This window comes from Parafrankia soli (assembly GCF_001854695.1).
GTDB classification, from domain to species: Bacteria; Actinomycetota; Actinomycetes; order Frankiales; family Frankiaceae; genus Parafrankia; species Parafrankia soli.
In genome coordinates, this window is sequence record NZ_MAXA01000113.1 from 34,879 (window position 1) to 52,723 (window position 17,845).

Here is a 17,845-nt window from a genome sequence, read left to right on the forward strand (position 1 = left end):
TGACGACAGGTAACCACCAGTCGCGCCGGTGGGTTCCGCTCTTTCTGCTCGGTTACTCGAACGAACGCACGGTAGCCGAACGTTCCTGGCGGTGTCCTGTCGAGACGAGGAGTCCGGGGCCGGACCCGGCCGTGCCCGCCGTGCGAATCGGGTGGGACCACCAGAAAGGACGAAATCCCGGCGGGGGACGTCCGCCACGCTTGGTTCCCGAACGTGTTGGCAGGGTATCTCAGTGTGATCGTGGTTCGCCCAGGGCCCATCCGGGGCGGGCGGCGGCCGGCGGGGGGCGATCGGTGCTCTGGTTCGTGCTCACCTCGTTCGTGCTCGGGATGCTCGCGGCGGTGGCGGCCCGAGCGGTCCTTCCCGGCCGCCGCCCGCTGATGCTGAGGACGGCCTCCGTGCTGGGCGTCCTCGGCGCGCTGCTCGGCGGAGCCGTCGGTCAGGTCGTGCTCGCCCACCCGGCGGGCGCCGAGCCCACGTCACGGGCGGTCGTCGGGTCCCTCCTCGGCGCCCTGTTGATGATCACGATCGGTTGGGGTGTGCGAGCGCACCGTTACCACAGTGGCCCGCGTCGAGCCGGATCCCAGCGGCCGAAGCCCGAACGCGTGGGCCCGCGCCGTTGACGGCTACCGCGCGCGGTGTCCCGCGCGGACCACCACCGTCTGCCCGATGCCCGGCCGATGTCTCGCCGATGCCCGGCGTGCCGACGGTCAGAGGTGTGCCGGCTCCCGGCCCCCACCCGCTGCCCGGCACCATGGTTACGCATGCAAACCATGCATACCCGACACCGGAACTACCGGCGGTCGACACCGAACGATGTCGGGATCTGGTGCCCCGGCGTTGCTGATCGGATGGCCGCTGGATGGGCGTCTCCCGACCTGGACGACAATGTCTCCTGAGGACAGCGCGTCGTGGCGGGACGGCCTCCCCGGGGACACCCCCGGGATCACCGCGGTCGTGCGCCGGAGGAGTGACGGGTGGGTGAGACGGCGGGTCTGCGCAGCGGTATCCGCGTGCTCGTCACGATCTCCACGATCGCCGTAGCCGTGATGCTCGCGCTCGCCGTGTTCGCCGCGTTGCGCGCGAACAACGCGGCCGCCGAGCGCGGCGAGCGGCTCGACCCGGCGGCGACGACCACCGCTCTTCTGCTCGCCGACTTCGTCGACCAGGAGAGCGCCGTCCGCGGCTATCTCATCACCKAGGAGCCGAGCTTCCTCGGCCCGTACAACGAGTCCGATCGCACGATTCCCCAGCAGATGAACCGGCTACAGCAACTGCTGGCCGAGTTCCCCGACCTCATCCAGGGCACCGCCGAGATCGAGGCCGCCTACCAGGCGTGGCGCAGTGATGTCGCCGAACCCGAGGTCGCCGCGATGGAGGTCGGCGACGTCCAGATCGCGCGGAACATCGAAAAGGCCGGCGGCAGGGTGCGCTTCAACGAGCTGCGCGGCCGGGTGGCGGATCTCGGGATAGCGATCGACAACGAGCAGACCACGGCGTCCGGGCGGCTGGAGAGCGCCGCGGTCCTCCTCCTCAGCTCACTGGCGAGCGCCGCGTTTGTGATTCTCGGCGTGGTACTCACGGTGTTGACCGTGCTGCGCAGGTGGCTGCTGCGCCCCATCGACGCCCTGCGCCGGGCGGTGAACGCCGTCGCTGCCGGCCGATACGACACCAGGATCCCCGAGGTCGGGCCGGAGGAGATCGTCGAGCTCGCCGGCAACATCGAGGCGATGCGCGCGCAGCTCGTCCGGCTCGTGCGGCAGAACGAGCGGTCATGGGAGGCCCTCGCCCAGCAGGGGCCGGCGGTGGTCGCGTTGCGTGACGCGCTCACACCGTCCGTGCTGCGGGCGCCTGGGCTGGTGCTGCGGGGACGGGTCGACCCGGCGCAGGGCGRGCTCGCCGGCGACTGGTACGACTCCTTCGAGCTCCCGGACGGACGGGTCGGGATCGTGGTCGGTGACGTCTCCGGCCATGGCGCCGTGGCCGGTGTCTTCGCGTTGCGCCTCAAGCAGCTCCTCGACGCCGCCCTGACCCGGGGCGCCGATCCCGGCCAGGCGATCGAGTGGGTCGTCGACAGCCTCGGGGAGACCGACGAGATGTTCGCGACCGCGGTGGTCGCGGTGGTCGACCCCGCCAGCGGGGAGGTCCGGCTCGCCAACGCGGGCCATCCGGACGCGCTGCTGCTGCGCCGGGCGCGTCGCGCCGGGACCGCGGGCGACGTCGGAGAGGGCGCGCCCAGGGCGGGGGAGCCCGCCGGTCCGCGGACGGTTGTCGCCGTCGCCGGCACGTTCGTCGCCGGTGCCGTCGTCAGCGAGACCATCGAGGGCGAGGCCGTCGAGCGCGATGCCGCCGCAGCCGATGCCGTTGGAGCCGGTCTCGTCGGAACGGACACTTCTGGAGTGGACGCCGTCGAGGGCACGGCCGGCGCGGGGCGCGGGGCGCGCGCCGAGGCGGTGAGCCGGTCCGGGCGTGGTGCCTCCGGCGGGGAGGCGCGGGAGCCAGGACTGGCCTCGGCGGCGGCCCGCGCCGGGTCCGCCGGCGGAGGCGTCGGTGACGGCGCTGGCAGCCGCGCTGGCAGCGGCAGCGGTGGCAGCGGTGCTGGCGCGGGCAGCGGCGGCAGCGGTGGTGGCGGGGCTGGGGGCCCGGGACTCCCGGAAGCGGGGCCGGGACGGCCACAGGCCGCCGGCCGCCGCGCGGAGGTAGCCTGCCTGGCCGCCACCGGGCCGATCATGTCGAGCCTGGTCGCCGCCGACGGCGCGTGGCACACCGACGTGCTGCGGCTGGAACCCGGCGACGTGCTGTTCGTGTACACCGACGGGCTGGTGGAGGCCAGGAACGCGGCCCACCAACAGTTCGGCGTCGATCGGCTCGTCGCCGAGCTGCTGCGCGACCCGCGGCGGGCGCCGGCCGAGCTGTTGGACGACGCGTTCGAGGTCGTGCGGCGCCACGCCCCGGGCCGGCCGAGCGACGACCGCACCGCGATCGTCGTCGCCCGCACCACCGAGGTCTCCCGCCCGCGTCCCTGACCGGCCCCCGCGGCTGGGAAGCGACGAGCGGCACGATCGCGACAACGATTGATCGCAATCTTCGTCGGGTACATGTCCGACCATGAGTGACGAGTCCGGTTCCGCCCTTCGGGACACGCCTGGTTCCACCGAGCAGGACGATTCCGGCGCCACGCGACGTATCCGCGCGGTGCGCTCCCGACTCAGCCCCGTCCGCCTGATCGCCTACCTCGTGCTGGTGCTCCTCGTCATCTCCGGCCTCGCGTTCGTCACCGGTTGGCGGCCGTCGATACCGAACCCGTTCGAGGAGCGGACGATCGACCGCAGCTCGCCGGCCGTGCTCCGCTCGCTCGAGGATCTCAGCGAGTACCACGCGGCGAGCGCGCACTTCGAGGTCGTCGTCGACCTGGAGGAGGACAGCCGCTGGATCCCGGACGCGCTGCGCGGGGAGCGCACGCTGTTCGTCGGGGTCGGCACCGTCGACTCGGTCATCGACTTCGGCAAGCTCGGGGACGGCGCGGTCACCGTCTCCGCGGACCGGCGGTCGGTGACCATCCAGCTGCCCGCTCCCACCATCTCCGAGCCGCGGCTCGATCTCGCCAAGAGCTACGTGGTCGCCCGCCAGCGGGGCGTGCTGAACCGGGTGGGCGGGCTGTTCGGCGGCCAGAGCAATGACTCCGAGCTCTACCAGACGGCGTCCGCGAAGATGGCCGACGCCGCGAATGCCGACGGCCAGGTGCTCGCGCTCGCGAAGACGAACACCACGGCGATGCTGCGCGGCCTTCTCGGTGCGCTCGGCTTCACCGATGTGAAGGTGACCTACGCGGAGGACCCCAAGTAACGCCCCGGGCGCCGAACCCCTCCTGCCGGTGGTCTCCCGCCGGCGGGACGGAGCAGCGGTGGGCGGAGACGCGGCCCAGCGCGATCCGGGACGACCGGACGCGCTGGGCCGCTCGCGCGTTCGGCGGCCTGCCCGCCCATGGGTCCGGCTCACTGGTGGTCAGGCGGCGTCCTCGCGCGAGGTTCCTCCTGGTCGGCGCCGTAACGCGGGTGACTGTCGGAGCCCGCAGTGGTTTGTCCTGCGCGGTGGGGGGTGGCGCCGCAGGAGGAGAGCCTCCCCCCACAATGGTTCTGCACATCAGTGGCATGCGAGTTACTGAGCTCACTTGCCTTCGTAAGATTGAGTCGTCTAGACTCATGAACGTGCCCGACGGAGAGGTCGATCGGGCCCGACGACGAGAGGCTTCACGCACGAGGCCCCGCCCAGAGGGGAGTACGACCCAGATGAGCACCTACCTGTGGGACCCGTTCGCCGCGTTCGAGCGCATGGACCGTGAGTTCAACGAGATCGTCCGGCGGTCGTGGGGCTCGCGGGAGCGCACCGTGCGCCCGCTGCGCGCGACGAACCGTCCGCAGAGCGTCGTGCCGAGCGCCGATGTCCTGGTCGACGGGGACGACGTTCTGATCAATCTCGAGCTGCCGGGTGTCGACGTCGAGAAGGACGTGACGGTGGAGATCGACCGCGGGGCGCTCGTCGTCCGCGGTGAGCGTTTGTCCACCCAGGAGAAGACGGTCAACGGCCGGGTACACCGCGAGCGGTGGCACGGGTCGTTCCGCCGGGAGTTCGCCCTTCCGGAGAACGTTGACGCGACCGGGATCAGCGCGCGCTACGACCGCGGTGTGCTGACCGTCCGGCTGGCGGGAGCGGCGGCGGCGCCGCGCAGCACGCGGATCCCGGTCAGCGCCTCCCCGGCGGCGGCGCAGCTGCCCACGGCGGAGGGGAGCGCCGGCACGGAGAACAGCTCCAGCGCCCAGAACAGCTCCGTCGCCGAGAGTGGTGCCCTGCGTGACGGTGGCGCGGCGGCCGAGTCGCCCGCGTCCTGACCCAACGCGGCACCGGTCGGCGCGCTAGCAGCGCCTGACCGGAGAACGAAGCATGATCGCCCCCGGTGTGCGGACCCTGTCTGGTCCGTTCGCCGGGGGCGACTGCGTTACGGGCCGAGCCGGCGTCGGCAGCCGGCCGGGGAGCGGTCAGGTGGAGGCGCGACGGCGGGTGCCCGCCCCGGCGCGGGAGGACGACCCACGCGCGGAGGAGCCGCGCGAGGACGGGGGCGGCACCATCGGGCCGATGTCGCCGTCCGGCGCCTCGTCCAGGTCGACGACGACCGGGGCGTGGTCGCTCGTCCCGGTGCCCTTGCGGGCGGCCCGGTCTACCCACACCGCGCGTGCCCGGGCCGCGACGTCGGCCGTGGCCAGGGTCAGGTCGATGCGCATCCCGTAGTTCTTGGGGAAGCAGAGCTGACGGTAGTCCCAGTAGGTGTAGACGGTCTCGTCCGGCCAGCGCTCGCGCATCAGGTCGAGCAGGCCGGCGTCGTGCAGCCGCCCGAGCGCGGCGCGCTCGGCCTCGGTCACGTGGGTCGCGCCCTCGAACTCGGCGATGTCCCAGACGTCGGCGTCCGTCGGCGCGATGTTGAAGTCGCCGAGCGTCATCACCGGCCCCTGCGGGGCGAGCTCGGCCACGACGTCGCGCAGTGCGGCCAGCCAGGCCAGCTTGTAGGCGTAGTGCGGGTCCTCCACCGTGCGCCCGTTGGGCACGTACAGCGACCAGATCCGGATCCCGCCGCAGCTCGCGGAGATCGCCCGCGGCTCGGGCCCCGGGAACCCGGGGTCGCCGGGCAGCCCGCGCCGTACGTCCTCCAGCCCGGCGCGGGAGAGGATCGCCACCCCGTTCCAGCGGCCGTCGCCGTGGTGCGCGACCCGGTAGCCGCGGCGGAAGAGATCCTCGTCGAAGAGCTCGAGGAACGCCTCGTCCGAGAGCTTGGTCTCCTGCAGGCAGACCACGTCGGGGCTCGCGCGGTCAAGCCATTCGATCAGCCGGGGCTGCCGGGCCTTGGCCGAGTTGATGTTCCAGGTCGCGATCCGCACACCGTGAGACGGTAGTCCTCACCTCCGACAGATCTCCGCACCGACCGGTCCGTGCCATCCTCGGAGACATGACACCGATATCCGCTCCTGGCAGGAGCGCGCGGCCTGGTCGGCCGGGATTCGCCGCGGCGTTGTTCGTCGCGGCGGGCGCCGCCGGCCTCGCCGGCTGTGACCAGGTCTCCGAGGAGACCCGTGCGGCCGGCGCGACCGTGGTCTGCTCACAGATCAACATTCAGCCGAGCGAGATCGAACAGAATCCGGAGTCGGCGCGCCTGGTCGCCCTCCTCGTACGCGACCTGGCGCCCGAGGACGACATCCGGGCCATCGCCGACCGCGTCGCGGACGATCCGACGGTGCTCAGCCCCCGCGCCCAGCTCGCGGACTGGGTGGACCAGCGCTGCGGGAACGCCGTCGGCGGCTCTGGCGGCTCTGGCGGCTCCGGCGGTTCCGGCGGCTCGGGTGGCGACGGGGCAGGCGGCGGGGACTCGGACGGCGAAGACTCCGAGGAGTGACCGCGCGCCCGTACGTGCTTCTGAGCTGCGCGATGTCACTGGACGGGCGGATCGACGACTGCTCGCCCCAGCGGCTGGTCCTCTCCAGCCAGGCCGATCTCGACCGCGTGGACGAGGTCCGGGCCGGTTGCGACGCGATCCTGGTCGGTGCCCGTACGCTGCGCCGCGACAATCCCGGCCTCGCGGTCCGCTCGGAGCTCCGCCGAGCCGAGCGGACGGCGGCCGGCCGGCCGGCGACGCCGCTGCGCGCCGTCCTGACCAGCGGCGGACGGCTCGACCCGGACGCCCGCTTCTTCCTGGACGGCGCGGAGAAGGTCGTCTACCGGTTCGCCGGAGCCGCGCCCCGGTCCGCGCCTGAATCTGGGCCCGGCGCTGGAGCCGGGGCGGGTACCGGGACCGGGACGCCGGCGCCGGCCGTCCCCCCGGATCTTTCCGTGGTGGCGACCGTCGTCGATCTCGAGGCGCCGCCGCTGGAGCACCTGCTGGACGACCTGAGCCGGCGCGGCACGCGGCGCCTACTGGTCGAGGGGGGCACCACCGTGCACACCGCGTTCCTCACCGCGGGCCTGGTGGACGAGCTGCACCTGGTCATCGCGCCGTTCTTCGTCGGTGAGGCCGCCGCGCCGACGTTCGTCGGCCCGGGTTCGTTCCCGTTCGACACCGCGCACCGACTGCGGCTCGTGGACGTCCGCCAGCTCGACGGCGTCGTGCTGCTGCGTTACCTGACACCGTCCGTGACCTGATGTCGTCCAGCTGACGCCTATCCGTTTTGTGGGCCTCCCGTCGGGCAGACGGCCTAAGGGCGTTCCGCCCGAACTGTTCGTCGAGGAGGACCCGTGTCCGTACCCAGTGTCGCGCGACCAGGGCGCGCGGCCGCGTCTGCCGGCGGTGCCAAGGCCCGGCGTGCCCACGACAGCAAGGCGGTCGACCTGACCGCGCGCCTCGGTTTCGCAGCCCGAGGACTGGTCTACGTCCTGATCGGGATCATCGCCCTCCAGATCGCGTTCGGCGGTTCCGGGGAGCAGGCGAACCGGCAGGGCGCGCTGCGGGAGATCTCGGACAAGCCCTTCGGCACGGCGGTGCTGATCCTGCTCGTCATCGGATTTGTCGGATATGCGCTGTGGCGCCTGCTGGAAGCGGCCGTCGGGCACCACGAGGAATCCGACGAGAAGAAGCGCACAGCCAAGCGGGTGGTGTCCGGTATCCGCGGTGTGATCTACCTTGTGATCGCGGGCAGCGTCGTCGCCTTCCTCACCTCGGGTAGTTCGGGATCCGGCTCTGGCGAGCCCGCTCCGTATACGGCACGGGTCATGGATAACACCGGTGGCCGGTTGCTGGTCGGCGCGGTCGGCCTGATTGTGGTCGGTGTCGGCATCGGCATGATCGTCAAGGGTGTGACGACCAAGTTCGAGGAGAAGCTCAGGAGCGGGGAGATGAGCCCCGCGATGCGCGCCGCCAGCAAGCGCGTCGGCCAGGTCGGCTACGTCGCGCGCGGCATCGTGTTCGGCCTGGCCGGGGTGTTCGTGGTCAAGGCCGCCGTCGAGTTCGACCCCGACGAGGCCAAGGGCTTCGACGGCACGCTCCGCACGATCGCCGACCAGGCGTACGGCCAGGTGCTGCTCGTCGTCTGTGCCGTCGGCCTGGTCCTGTTCGGCGCCTACTCCTTCATCGAGGCGCGGTACCGCAAGCTCTGAACCAGCTCCCCGCACGGCCGAACCGCCCGCCGGACGAAGGCGGGCGGTTCGGATCATCCGCCCTGGTGGTTTGCTTTGTCGGTCGTCGCCTTCCGGACATGTCGCGGATCAGTGCAGAATCCGTCGGGTCGGGAAGGCAGACTAGGTGTCGTCGAGCGGACGATCAACGTCGTCGCGCGGCCACGGCGTCGCCTGGCCGGCACTGACATCGCAGCCGGCACCATGGCGGTAGGGGCAAAGGGGAGTACAGGTGGATCGGACCACGCTGAGCGTGATCAGCCCGGCGGGCCACAACACGCTGACGGGCGACGCTCCGTGCGTGGTCGGTCGAGCGCGCGGCGCGGACATCGTCATCAACGACGCGCGGGTGTCCCGGCGTCATCTCGTGCTTGAGCCGGTCGCCGGCGGCTGGCATGTGCGGGACACCAGCGCCAACGGCCTCTGGCAGGACGGGCGCCGGATGGGGGACACCACGGTCCGCTCGACCGAGGTCCGTTTCCGGCTCGGCGCCGCGGACGGCCCTGAGGTCGTGCTGGTGCCCTCGTCCGTCGGGCTGGCCTCCGGTGCCGGAGCGGGCTCCGCGCCCGCCGCCTCGGCACCCGCTCCCGCGGTCCCGGCCGGGCCGCCGCCGCGCGTGGCGGGTGCGCCGGGATGGTCGTCGCCCAACCCCGGTCCCGCGCCCGTCGGCCCAGGTCACACGCCTACTCCCGGCCACGCGCCCACCCCCGGTCAGGTGCCTGCCCCCGGTCGCGCGCCCGCCTCCGGCCGGGCCCGGGTAGCGGCACCGCCGACGGCCCCGGCATCGGCCCGCCCGCCGGTCCCGGGGGGCCACCAGCCACCGCACGCCGGGGGCCCGGGCGCCGCCGGCCCGGACACCGCCTCCGCGGCGCTCGACCTGGAGACGGCGCAGAGCGCCATCGTGCACGCCCGCCGCAAGATGCACCCGCTGCGGCCCGGCACGCTCCGGCTCGGCCGCTCGCGCGACAACGACATCTCCGTCTCGGACCTGCTCGCCTCGCGGCACCATGCCGAGCTGCTGGTCGCCCCCGGCAGGGTCGAGGTCGTCGACCTCGGGTCGGCGAACGGCACGTTCCTCAACGGCCAGCGCATCGGGCGGGCCCAGGTCGGGCAGCGCGACGTCATCGCGATCGGGCACCACCTCTACCAGCTCGAGGGCGACTCGCTGGTGGAGTACGTCGACTCGGGTGACGTCGCCTTCGAGGTGCAGGCGCTGTCGGTGTTCGCCGGCACCAAGCAGCTCATGCACGACATGACCTTCCGGCTCCCGGGCCGCTCGCTGCTCGGGGTGGTCGGTCCCAGTGGCGCGGGCAAGTCGACCCTGCTCAACGCGCTGACCGGCTTCCGCCCGGCGGACGTGGGCTCCGTCCGCTACGCCGGGCGGGATCTCTACGCCGAGTACGACGAGCTGCGCCGGCGCATCGGCTACGTCCCGCAGGCCGATCCGCTGCACGCCCAGCTCACCGTGCGTGAGGCGCTCGAGTACGGCGCCGAGCTGCGGTTCCCGGCGGACACCACGGCGCAGGAGCGGCGGGCCCGGGTGGCGGAGGTCATCGGCGAGCTCGGTCTGACCGCGCACGCCGACACGGCGGTGAGCCGGCTGTCGGGCGGGCAGAAGAAGCGGACGTCGGTGGCCCTCGAGCTGCTGACCCGGCCGTCGTTGCTGTTCCTGGACGAGCCGACGTCGGGGCTGGACCCGGCGAACGACCAGTCGGTGATGGAGACGCTGAAGGGCCTGGCCAAGGGCGGCGGGGTCGGTTCGGCGGACGAGAGCGGCCGCACGGTCATCGTCGTCACGCACAGCGTGCTCTTCCTGGACCTGTGCGACTACATCCTGGTGCTCGCCCCGGGTGGGCACGTGGCCTACTTCGGCCCGTCGGACGGGGCGCTGCGTTTCTTCGGCAAGGAGGACTTCCGCGAGTTCGCGGCGGTGTTCCGGGAGCTGGAAAGCACGCCGGGTGCGGAGATGGCGGCCCGGTTCCGTGCCTCGGAGTACTTCGTGCCCTCCGCGGTCGTGGCGCCGATCGTGCGCAAGGCGCCGGCGGAGCTGCCGAGCGTGCGCCAGCAGCCGGTCACCTCCCAGCTCGCGACGCTGACCCGGCGATATCTGCGGGTCGTGCTGGCGGACCGTTCCTACCTGCGGCTCATCGCCGCCTTCCCGTTCCTGCTCGGGATCATCCCGCGGGTGATCCCGGCCCCCGACGGGCTGAAACCCTTGCCGGACGCACCGAACCCGGACGCGATGAAGGTCCTCGTGGTGCTGGTGTTGTGTGCGTGTTTCATGGGGATGGCGAACTCGGTCCGCGAGATCGTCAAGGAACGCGACATCTACCGGCGGGAACGAACGATCGGCCTGTCCCGGACGGCCTATCTCGGCTCGAAGATCATCGTTCTCACCGGTATCACGACCCTGCAGTGCGTGATCTTCACCCTGATCGGCCTCGTCGGCCGCACGCCGCCGGAGGCGTCCCTGCTGGGCTCGCCGCTGATCGAATGCCTGGTCGCGGTGATCGTCGCCGCGCTGGCGTCCATGATGATCGGGCTGCTGGTGTCGACGCTGGTCGACAACGCGGACAAGACGATGCCGATCCTGGTGCTGGTGACCATGGGGCAGCTCGTGCTCTCCGGTGGGCTGGTGTCGCTGTCCGGTCGACTGGTGATGGAGCAGGTCGCGTGGATCGCCCCCGCCCGCTGGGGCTTCGCGGCGCTGGCGTCCACCGACGACCTCAACGAGGTCTCCAAGCTGGGCAGCGAGGTGTTCCGCACGGATCCGGCCGACGGGCTGTGGGAACACAGCGCGGGCATCTGGGTGCTCGACGTCGTCCTCGGCCTGGTCCTCGGCGCGGCGGCGCTCGCGCTGACCTCGATGATGCTGCGCCGGATCGACCCCAAGGTGACCCGGCCCGCCGGCCCGCCGCCGGGAGTCGGCCGCCCGCCGCAGGCCGGGCAGGCACCGCCGGCCGGCCCCGGTGGCCCCGGTGGCTACGGTGCCGCGCCCGGCGCGCGCCGCTAGTACGGCAACGGCATTTGGGTGTTCCGTGCTCCGCACGCCGCGGTCACCACCAACCTCAATCGATCTTGGTGTTCCGCGGAAACTCCACTCGGCCGACGTCGTCCGGGCCTGGTCGGCCTGGCGCAGGCGACACCGACACCAGGCCCGACGCCGCCATTACCAACGACGAGGTCACGCACAAGTGCCGTTGCAACTAGGCGCGTCCCGCTGGGCCGATCCCGCAGGGTCCGGGGCCTAGGTCCGGGAGCGGCGTGGCGGGCGGGTCTGGCCGCCCAGGCCGCGCCCGGCGAGCAGATCGGCGACTTCCTCGCACCAGAACGCCAGCCCGCACAGCTGGTAGGTGACGAAGCCCTTGGTCAGCGTAGGGCTGTTCTGCTCGAAGACCGAGTGCCCGGCGACCTGCAGTGCCCAGCTCGCCACGAACATCGGCAGGCCCACCTTGGGCCGGCCGACGAGCAGCGGCAGGGAGAAGGCCACGCCGGGGATACCCACGAGATGAGTTGCCCGGATTCCCCGCGTGGTGTGCTGGGACCGGTAATAGGCCATCTTCTCGGCGAACGGCGCGGACGCCGGCGGCGGCTCAGGCTCCCGGGAAGTCACGGGCCCCCTGGAAGTCAGGGGTTCCCGGAAGGGCCCGGGTGCTGGCGCGGCCGGCCTGCCGCCGAGTGGTGAGTCGGCAGTCGTCATGGACGCCCCCTCGCTTCGTCTCGTCCCCGAACATCATCGGCGACGAGGGCGGGCAGCTCCAGCCGAGCTGGTGGGTCGCCTACGTCCGGCACGGCGGGCGGCGGCGGGGATCAGCGGGCGGCCTGCTCCGCGGCCGTGCTCGGCCCGAGCGCGGGCGTCCCGGGGGCGGGGGCCGGCCCGCCCGGGGTGGCCATCGCGCGCAGAGCCTCGAGCATCTGGCGGCGCAGCTCCCCGGTCGGCGGGGCAAGCCCGAGCAGCTCGGCCAGCCACATCCCGTCGGCCGCCATGCGGATCAGCGTCGCGGCCGCCGGGTCGATGCGGTCCTGGACGAGGCGGTTCTGCCAGTGCTCGTATCGCTGGCGGAAGCGTTGCAACCGCTCGGGATCGGCGATGAGGGCGGCCAGGAACCCGACCTCGGCCGTGCTGTCCCGAGGCTGGACGCCGGCCGCCGTCGTGGCGTCCAGGTAGGCACGTGCCCAGCCGCCGGGCCGGTCGTCCAGCACCGCCCGGGCGGTGACCTCCGACTCGAACTCGTCGTTCCACCGGTCGTAGAGCGCGTCGATGAGCGACGCCCGCGTCGGAAAGTGGTGTAAGAGGCCGCCCTTGGAGACCGCCGCCTCGCGGGCGACGGCGTCCAGGCTGAGTGCCTGACTGCCGTGCCGGGTGAGGACACGCCAAGCCGCGTCCAACAACCGTTGTCGCGTCGCAGCCGGGTCCGAGGCGGGCACGAGCGCCATTGTGCCGCACCGACCGGCCCACCTGGCACTTCGCACCGCGCTGCCTATGCTACCGGGTTGACCGACCGTCCGGACGGACGGTAGTACTTCGACGGGACGAACCGGGCGGAGGACCCGGAAGCGCGTCAGCCCGAGCCAGGCGCTCGAGGCGGTTCGGACGCGCGCCGACGGGGGCGACGGAGCTATGCGAAGAGCAACGGAAAGCGCGGGACCATCCAGTCGGCCGTGGCCCGGCCGAGAACACCGAACCGAGCCCGCGGACCGAACCGAGCCCGCGGGCGGCGCGGGGCCAGGCATGCCGGGCATGCCGGGTGGGCCACGAGGGCCGGACGGGCCACGAGGGTCAGCAGGGCCATCCGCGGGAACCGGTCCGGGCGGGCCACAGGCCGCCTCGCTGACCCACGGCGCCGTCGGACGTCTGGTGGTCGCCCTCGGCACGGCCACGCTGCTGCAGTGGCTCGGGGCGTTCGCGATCGCGCCGATCCTCCCGCTCTACCTGGAGGAACGGGACGTCTCCGCCGGCGGGGTCGGCGTGGTCATGGCCGCGTTCTTCCTCGGCGCGCTGCTCTCCCAGTACCCCGCGGGCCTGGCCACCACGACGCGGGGGCACCGCCCGGTGCTGGTTGCGGGGCTCGTCGCCTACGCCGTGGGGTGCGCCGGGCTGATCGTCTCACCGGGGATCATGTGTGACACGGCGATGCGGGTGCTACAGGGGGCCGGGGCCGGGGCGTTCGAGGTGGCCGTGCTCACCGCGATCGCCGCGACCGTGCCGCCGGACCTCACCGGCCGGGCCGTCAGCGCCGTCTACACCGGTCAGATCGCCGGCACCGCCATCGGTCCGCTGCTCGGCGGGCTGGTTGGCGAGCAGCGGATGGACCTGCTCTTCCTGGGCGCAGGGGTGGCCGCGGCGGTCGCCTCCGTCCCGGTGCTCGTCCTGCTCCGGCCGGACGGCCCCGGTCACGCGCCGGCGCTGTCTGTGGCCTCCACCGGCTCCGACGCCTCCGCTGTCGGTCCCACCGCTGTCGGTCCCACCGCGGGTGGGGGTGCGGGCGTCCCCGGTGGGCGGGCGGGCGGGGCGGAGGCGGTCGCGGCCGTGGCGGCAGTCGCCGTGCACCGCGACGGTTCCCCTGGTCATGCCGGCCGGCGGGCTCCCGCGTGGGCGTCCCGGCGGCGAACATGGTCACCCCTCGCCGTGGTGGGGCCAGGGATCGAGGGGCTGCTGCTGGTCGCCGCGGTGAACGGCCTGGCCGTCGGGACCTACGAGACCTGCTGGAGCCTCCTGCTGACCGACCGGGGCATCTCGACGGAGCTGGTCGGGCTCAGTTTCACTCTGTTCTCGCTGCCCTACATCGTCTGCGCCATGCCCGCGGGCTGGCTCGCCGACCACAACGACCGCCGATGGCTGGTGGTGGCGGCCACGGCCACGACGGGTGTCACCGTCGCCACCTACTCGTTCATCGGGTCGTTCTGGCTGATCGTCCTCGTGAGCTGTGCCGAGGCGATCGCGCTGGCCGTGAGCTTCCCATCCGCCCAGTCGCTGCTGGCGCAGGAGTCCGGGCCCGGTGGTGCCGGGCGGGCGCAGGGCCTGTTCACGACGACCCAGACCGCCGCGACGGCCGGGGCGGCGCTGACGTCGGGCGCCCTGTACGCGGCGAACGCACACCTCCCGTTCGTGCTGACGGCCGTCGCGGCGCTCGCGGTCGCCGGTTCGCTGCCGTGGCTGTGGCGCAGGGTGCGGGGGACCGTGGTGCCCGCCGCCGTGCCGGCGGGGGCCGTGCCGGCGGCGAGCACGGGACCCGCCGGCGGGGCGCTCGCCAGCCACCTGATCACCCGGTAAGGGGGTGCGCTGGCCGTTACGCTGGCCGCGTGGCAGGCAGCGAGGGGCTCATCCCGGTGACCGGCGGCGCGGCGTGACGGGCGAGGCGCCGCCGGTGGGCGGGGTCACGCTCGCCGGGGTCGCGCTCGAACACCCGATCATGAACGCCGCGGGCACCTGCAAGACCGTCGATGACGTCACCGCCCTCGCCCGCGGAGCCGTCGCCGCGGTCGTCGTCGGCTCGATCACGCGAGACGCCCGCACCGGCAACGGCGGCGAGGTCTACTGGTCCGGCGGCTCCTACTCGCTCAACGCGCTCGGCCTGCCCAACCGGGGGATCGGGTACTACGCCGAACAGCTCCCGGCGATGGCCGACATCGCTCACGGGTACGGCAAGCCGCTGGTGGTCAGCGTGGCCGGGTTCGCCGCCGAGGAGTACGCGACGCTGGCCCGTGTCGCCGCGGACACCGGTGCGGACCTGATCGAGCTCAACCTCGGATGCCCGAACGTGTGGGACGGCGGCTCGCAGAAGCGCATCGCCTGCTTCGACCCCGGTCAGACCGACGCGATCTGCGCCCAGGTCGAGGCCGCCCTCGCCGCCGGCCGGGCAGGCCCCGGCCACCGGCGCGCGCCCGCGTACGGGGTCAAGGTCTCGCCGTTCTCCGATCCCGAGGCCCTGGCGGATCTGGCCGCGCTGCTCGGCCGCCGATCGGAGGCCGACGGCGGGCCGAGGTTCGTCACGGCCGTCAACACCTTCCCGAACGCCTTGGTCCTCGACGACCGACGGCGCCCCGTCCTCGACGTGGCCCTCGCCGGGCTGAGTGGAGCCGCGCTCAAACCGGTGGGCCTCGGCCAGGTGCGCCAGCTCCGTGCCCTCCTGCCCGAGCAGGTGGACGTCGTCGGCGTCGGCGGCGTGCTGGGCGGCCGGGACGTCGCCGACTACCTGGCCGCCGGCGCCCGAGCGGTCCAGGGGGCGACGGCCTTCTGGAACCGGGGCGAGGACCCGACGGTCTTCGGCGACATCCTCAGCGACTGGATCGACGCCGGGAGCATGGCAGACACGAGCGCCGGGGTCGGCTGAGCGACTGGAGCGCGGCCGCCAGCGCCGCGCGAAAGGCGCCGCCAAGGCGGCTGAGCCCCGTGCAGGTGAGCCCGTGCAGGCCGTCAGTGCCGCTCGGGAAGCTCGATCACCACGTTCGTCGCCTTCACGGTGCCCACGGCGAGCACGCCGGGCTCCAGGCCCAGCTCGTCCGCGGCCTCGCGGCTCATCAGCGAGACCACGCGGTGCCGCCCCGACTGGATCTCCACCTGGGCCATCACGTCGTCGCGGCGCACCCGCGTCACGATGCCGGGAAAGCGGTTGCGCGCCGAGGCGCCGACGATCGCCGGTGGGGTCAGCGGCAGCTCGCCGGCGATGTCGATCGCGAACTGCGCGAGCACGGCTCCCTCGACGGCCTGCCGGCCCGCTCCGTCACGCACCGTCGGCAGCCGGCCGCCGTCGGCCCAGCGACGCACGGTGTCGTCGCTGACGCCGAGCAGTCCGGCGACCTCGCTGATCCTGAAGGTCGACATGCCGGCACCATATCCGGCCCCGCTGTCGGTGGCGTCGCGGCCGGTCGCGGCCCGATCCCCGTCGGGGGAGCGCGGCGTGGCCCCGTGGTGTTCCGTCTCATGACGGGAGCCGACCGGGGCCGGCCGCCTCGTATCGTGGTCCGCGTGAGGCGGGGTGCGGACGGGCTGGTCCCGGGGCCGCGGAAGCTGCCGGGGGGCCGGTGTGATGGACGAGGGTTCGGAGGAGCCGGAGCCCGAGGCGGTGCCTGCCGCGCGGCGGCGTCCACCCGGGTCGCTGGAGGAAGAGGTGCTCGGTGTGCTGCACCGCTCCGGGGAGCTCTCGCCGGGTGAGGTCCGCGATCTTCTTCCTGCCACCGCGAGGCTGTCCTACAGCGCGGTGGTCACCACTCTCACCCGCCTGCACACCAAGGGTGTGGTCACCCGTCGGCGGCACGGGCGGGGCTATGTCTACTCCGCGCCGGGGGATCCAGCCACGCTCGTCGCGTGGCGGATGAACCGGCTTCTCGCCGGGCAGGCCGATCACCGCCGCGCCCTGACGCACTTCATCGCCGCGCTCTCGCCCACCGACGAGGCGCTCGTCCGCGATCTTCTCGCCTCCGCGCCGGCCCCCGCCGAGCACGGTGAGCACGGTGAGCACGGGCGCGGCTCCGAGCCGCGCCGGCAGGGCTGAGCCCGGTGGTCGACCAACTGCTCGTATCCCTCGTCCTGGCGCCCGCGGCGGGTGTGGTGACGAGCCGCATCCTGGTCGATCGGCTGCCCCCGCGGGTTGCGGTGCTCGGGTTCACCGCCGCCGCGGTCCTGTTCGCGCTGGCCAGCGCCGCGAGCCTGCTCGCGTTCGGGATGCCCGCGGCGGCGGGCCTGATCGGGTTCGCCCCCGACCTGCGCGCGGTGGCGCGCTCCTGGCAGATCGCCGTGGCACCGCTGTGGGCGTCGTGGATGTGCCTGGCGCTCGGCGCGGCCGTGATCACCTCGGTGGCGGTGACCGGGCGGCGCCAGTACGACTCCCTGCGCGCGGCCCGCACGGAGGCGGCGGCGCTGCCGGGAACCGGCGAGGTGGTGGTGATCCCCGACGGCCGTCCGGACGCCTTCGCGCTTCCCGGCGCGCCGGGGCGGATCGTCGTCACGGAGGGAATGCTCACGGCGCTCGGTGACGGCCGCCACCAGGCGCTCCTCGCTCATGAGCGGGCGCACCTGGCCGGCCGGCACCACCGCTTCGCGTTCACCGCGCGCCTCGCGGCCGCTGCCCTCCCAGCGTTGCGCCCCATGGTCACCCTGATCGACTACGCGATCGAGCGCTGGGCGGACGAGCAGGCGGCACAGGAGGTCGGCGACCGCCGGTCGGTCGCCCATGTCGTCGGAACAGCCGCGCTCGCCGCGACGGAACAGGCCGACCGGCATTCGGCGGCCGCCGGGACGGGAAGTTCACGGATGGGGCGGCGGGTCCCGTCCACGCTCCAGCGGATCGTGCGCGGCCCCGGGTGGCCAGGCGAGCCCTGCCACGACCTCGTCCGCGGCGAGCACGCCCGGCACGCTCAGTCCGCCCCGCACGCTCAGCCCGCCCCGCCAGCCCGGCACTCCAAGCGCAGGGGCCTCGCCCGCAGTCGGCGCCAGCGGGCCGAGGCCGTCCCGCCGGCGATGCTGCGGGCCGGCGCGCCCGGCCGCGGTCCCCGGCCCGGGCCGGTGCCACGCCGGATCGCGGCCCTGCTCGACGCGCCGCTGCGGGGCAACCGCGGGCTGCTGCTGGTGGCCCTGCCGGCGGCCCTCGCCGCCGCGTCGTGCGGTGTCGCCGTCGAGGCGTTGCTCGACCTGCCCTACCGCCGCGTGTTCGCCATCGCCGAACCCTGAACAGCCGCCCCGAACCCTGAT

At 73.4% G+C, this 17,845-nt stretch carries 16 protein-coding genes; 12 read left to right on the forward strand and 4 right to left on the reverse strand.

From position 1 onward, the window contains the following. Positions 1 to 293 precede the first annotated feature (293 nt). The 4 genes from BBK14_RS10605 to BBK14_RS10620 all read left to right on the forward strand — a co-directional run bounded on the left by BBK14_RS10605 (position 294) and on the right by BBK14_RS10620 (position 4,889). On the forward strand, positions 294 to 623 hold the full coding sequence (locus BBK14_RS10605) for a hypothetical protein (protein ID WP_071061468.1): 330 nt from the start codon (positions 294 to 296) through the stop codon (positions 621 to 623). A gap of 354 nt (positions 624 to 977) precedes the next feature. Next, positions 978 to 3,026 (forward strand): SpoIIE family protein phosphatase, encoded by a 2,049-nt coding sequence (locus tag BBK14_RS10610; protein WP_071061470.1) that lies wholly within the window; start codon positions 978 to 980, stop codon positions 3,024 to 3,026. An 82-nt stretch (positions 3,027 to 3,108) separates the two neighbouring features. Then, positions 3,109 to 3,846, forward strand: coding sequence for a DUF4230 domain-containing protein (locus BBK14_RS10615; RefSeq protein ID WP_071061472.1), 738 nt, complete (start codon positions 3,109 to 3,111; stop codon positions 3,844 to 3,846). Between the two features lie 443 nt (positions 3,847 to 4,289). Then, entirely contained in the window at positions 4,290 to 4,889 is a 600-nt protein-coding gene (locus BBK14_RS10620) for an Hsp20/alpha crystallin family protein (RefSeq protein ID WP_071061475.1), read from the forward strand. A 147-nt stretch (positions 4,890 to 5,036) separates the two neighbouring features. Here BBK14_RS10620 and BBK14_RS10625 read toward each other — a convergent pair whose 3' ends face one another. Then, positions 5,037 to 5,930 carry an exodeoxyribonuclease III gene (locus tag BBK14_RS10625; protein WP_020462757.1) on the reverse strand — a complete coding sequence of 298 codons (894 nt, stop codon included), beginning with the start codon at positions 5,928 to 5,930 and terminating at the stop codon, positions 5,037 to 5,039. A gap of 68 nt (positions 5,931 to 5,998) precedes the next feature. Between BBK14_RS10625 and BBK14_RS10630 the strand changes: the two genes are divergently transcribed. The 4 genes from BBK14_RS10630 (at position 5,999) to BBK14_RS10645 (ending at position 11,167) form a co-directional block, all read left to right on the forward strand. Then, on the forward strand, positions 5,999 to 6,442 hold the full coding sequence (locus BBK14_RS10630; protein ID WP_071061478.1) for a hypothetical protein: 444 nt from the start codon (positions 5,999 to 6,001) through the stop codon (positions 6,440 to 6,442). Continuing rightward, positions 6,439 to 7,185, forward strand: coding sequence for a RibD family protein (locus tag BBK14_RS10635; RefSeq protein WP_071061480.1), 747 nt, complete (start codon positions 6,439 to 6,441; stop codon positions 7,183 to 7,185). Before BBK14_RS10630 ends, BBK14_RS10635 begins: the two co-directional genes overlap by 4 nt. Before the next feature lie 93 nt (positions 7,186 to 7,278). Continuing rightward, the gene (locus BBK14_RS10640) at positions 7,279 to 8,136 is read left to right on the forward strand and encodes a DUF1206 domain-containing protein (protein ID WP_071061482.1); all 858 of its coding nucleotides are present in this window, start codon (positions 7,279 to 7,281) and stop codon (positions 8,134 to 8,136) included. A gap of 250 nt (positions 8,137 to 8,386) precedes the next feature. Beyond that, positions 8,387 to 11,167, forward strand: coding sequence for an ATP-binding cassette domain-containing protein (locus BBK14_RS10645; protein WP_071061484.1), 2,781 nt, complete (start codon positions 8,387 to 8,389; stop codon positions 11,165 to 11,167). A gap of 234 nt (positions 11,168 to 11,401) precedes the next feature. Here the strand turns inward: BBK14_RS10645 and BBK14_RS10650 are convergent, their stop codons facing one another. Beyond that, positions 11,402 to 11,767, reverse strand: a complete 366-nt coding sequence (locus BBK14_RS10650; protein ID WP_235015031.1) for a DUF962 domain-containing protein — start codon at positions 11,765 to 11,767, stop codon at positions 11,402 to 11,404. A 197-nt stretch (positions 11,768 to 11,964) separates the two neighbouring features. Then, positions 11,965 to 12,591, reverse strand: coding sequence for a TetR/AcrR family transcriptional regulator (locus BBK14_RS10655; RefSeq protein WP_071061486.1), 627 nt, complete (start codon positions 12,589 to 12,591; stop codon positions 11,965 to 11,967). A gap of 304 nt (positions 12,592 to 12,895) precedes the next feature. On the opposite strand from BBK14_RS10655, the gene BBK14_RS10660 reads away from it, so the two are divergent. Continuing rightward, a complete protein-coding gene (locus BBK14_RS10660; protein ID WP_071061761.1) occupies positions 12,896 to 14,428 on the forward strand; it encodes an MFS transporter in 1,533 nt (510 codons plus the stop codon). Positions 14,429 to 14,501: 73 nt separating this feature from the next. After that, positions 14,502 to 15,488 carry a tRNA-dihydrouridine synthase gene (locus tag BBK14_RS10665; RefSeq protein WP_275078472.1) on the forward strand — a complete coding sequence of 329 codons (987 nt, stop codon included), beginning with the start codon at positions 14,502 to 14,504 and terminating at the stop codon, positions 15,486 to 15,488. An 83-nt stretch (positions 15,489 to 15,571) separates the two neighbouring features. Here BBK14_RS10665 and BBK14_RS10670 read toward each other — a convergent pair whose 3' ends face one another. Beyond that, a complete protein-coding gene (locus BBK14_RS10670; RefSeq protein ID WP_020462748.1) occupies positions 15,572 to 15,979 on the reverse strand; it encodes a TOBE domain-containing protein in 408 nt (135 codons plus the stop codon). A 205-nt stretch (positions 15,980 to 16,184) separates the two neighbouring features. Between BBK14_RS10670 and BBK14_RS10675 the strand changes: the two genes are divergently transcribed. Continuing rightward, positions 16,185 to 16,649: a BlaI/MecI/CopY family transcriptional regulator gene (locus BBK14_RS10675; RefSeq protein ID WP_071061488.1), complete on the forward strand. Its 465-nt coding sequence runs from the start codon at positions 16,185 to 16,187 to the stop codon at positions 16,647 to 16,649. Positions 16,650 to 16,654: 5 nt separating this feature from the next. Continuing rightward, complete coding sequence (locus BBK14_RS10680; RefSeq protein ID WP_071061490.1) at positions 16,655 to 17,824, forward strand: M48 family metalloprotease; 1,170 nt, start codon at positions 16,655 to 16,657, stop codon at positions 17,822 to 17,824. Positions 17,825 to 17,845 lie beyond the last annotated feature (21 nt).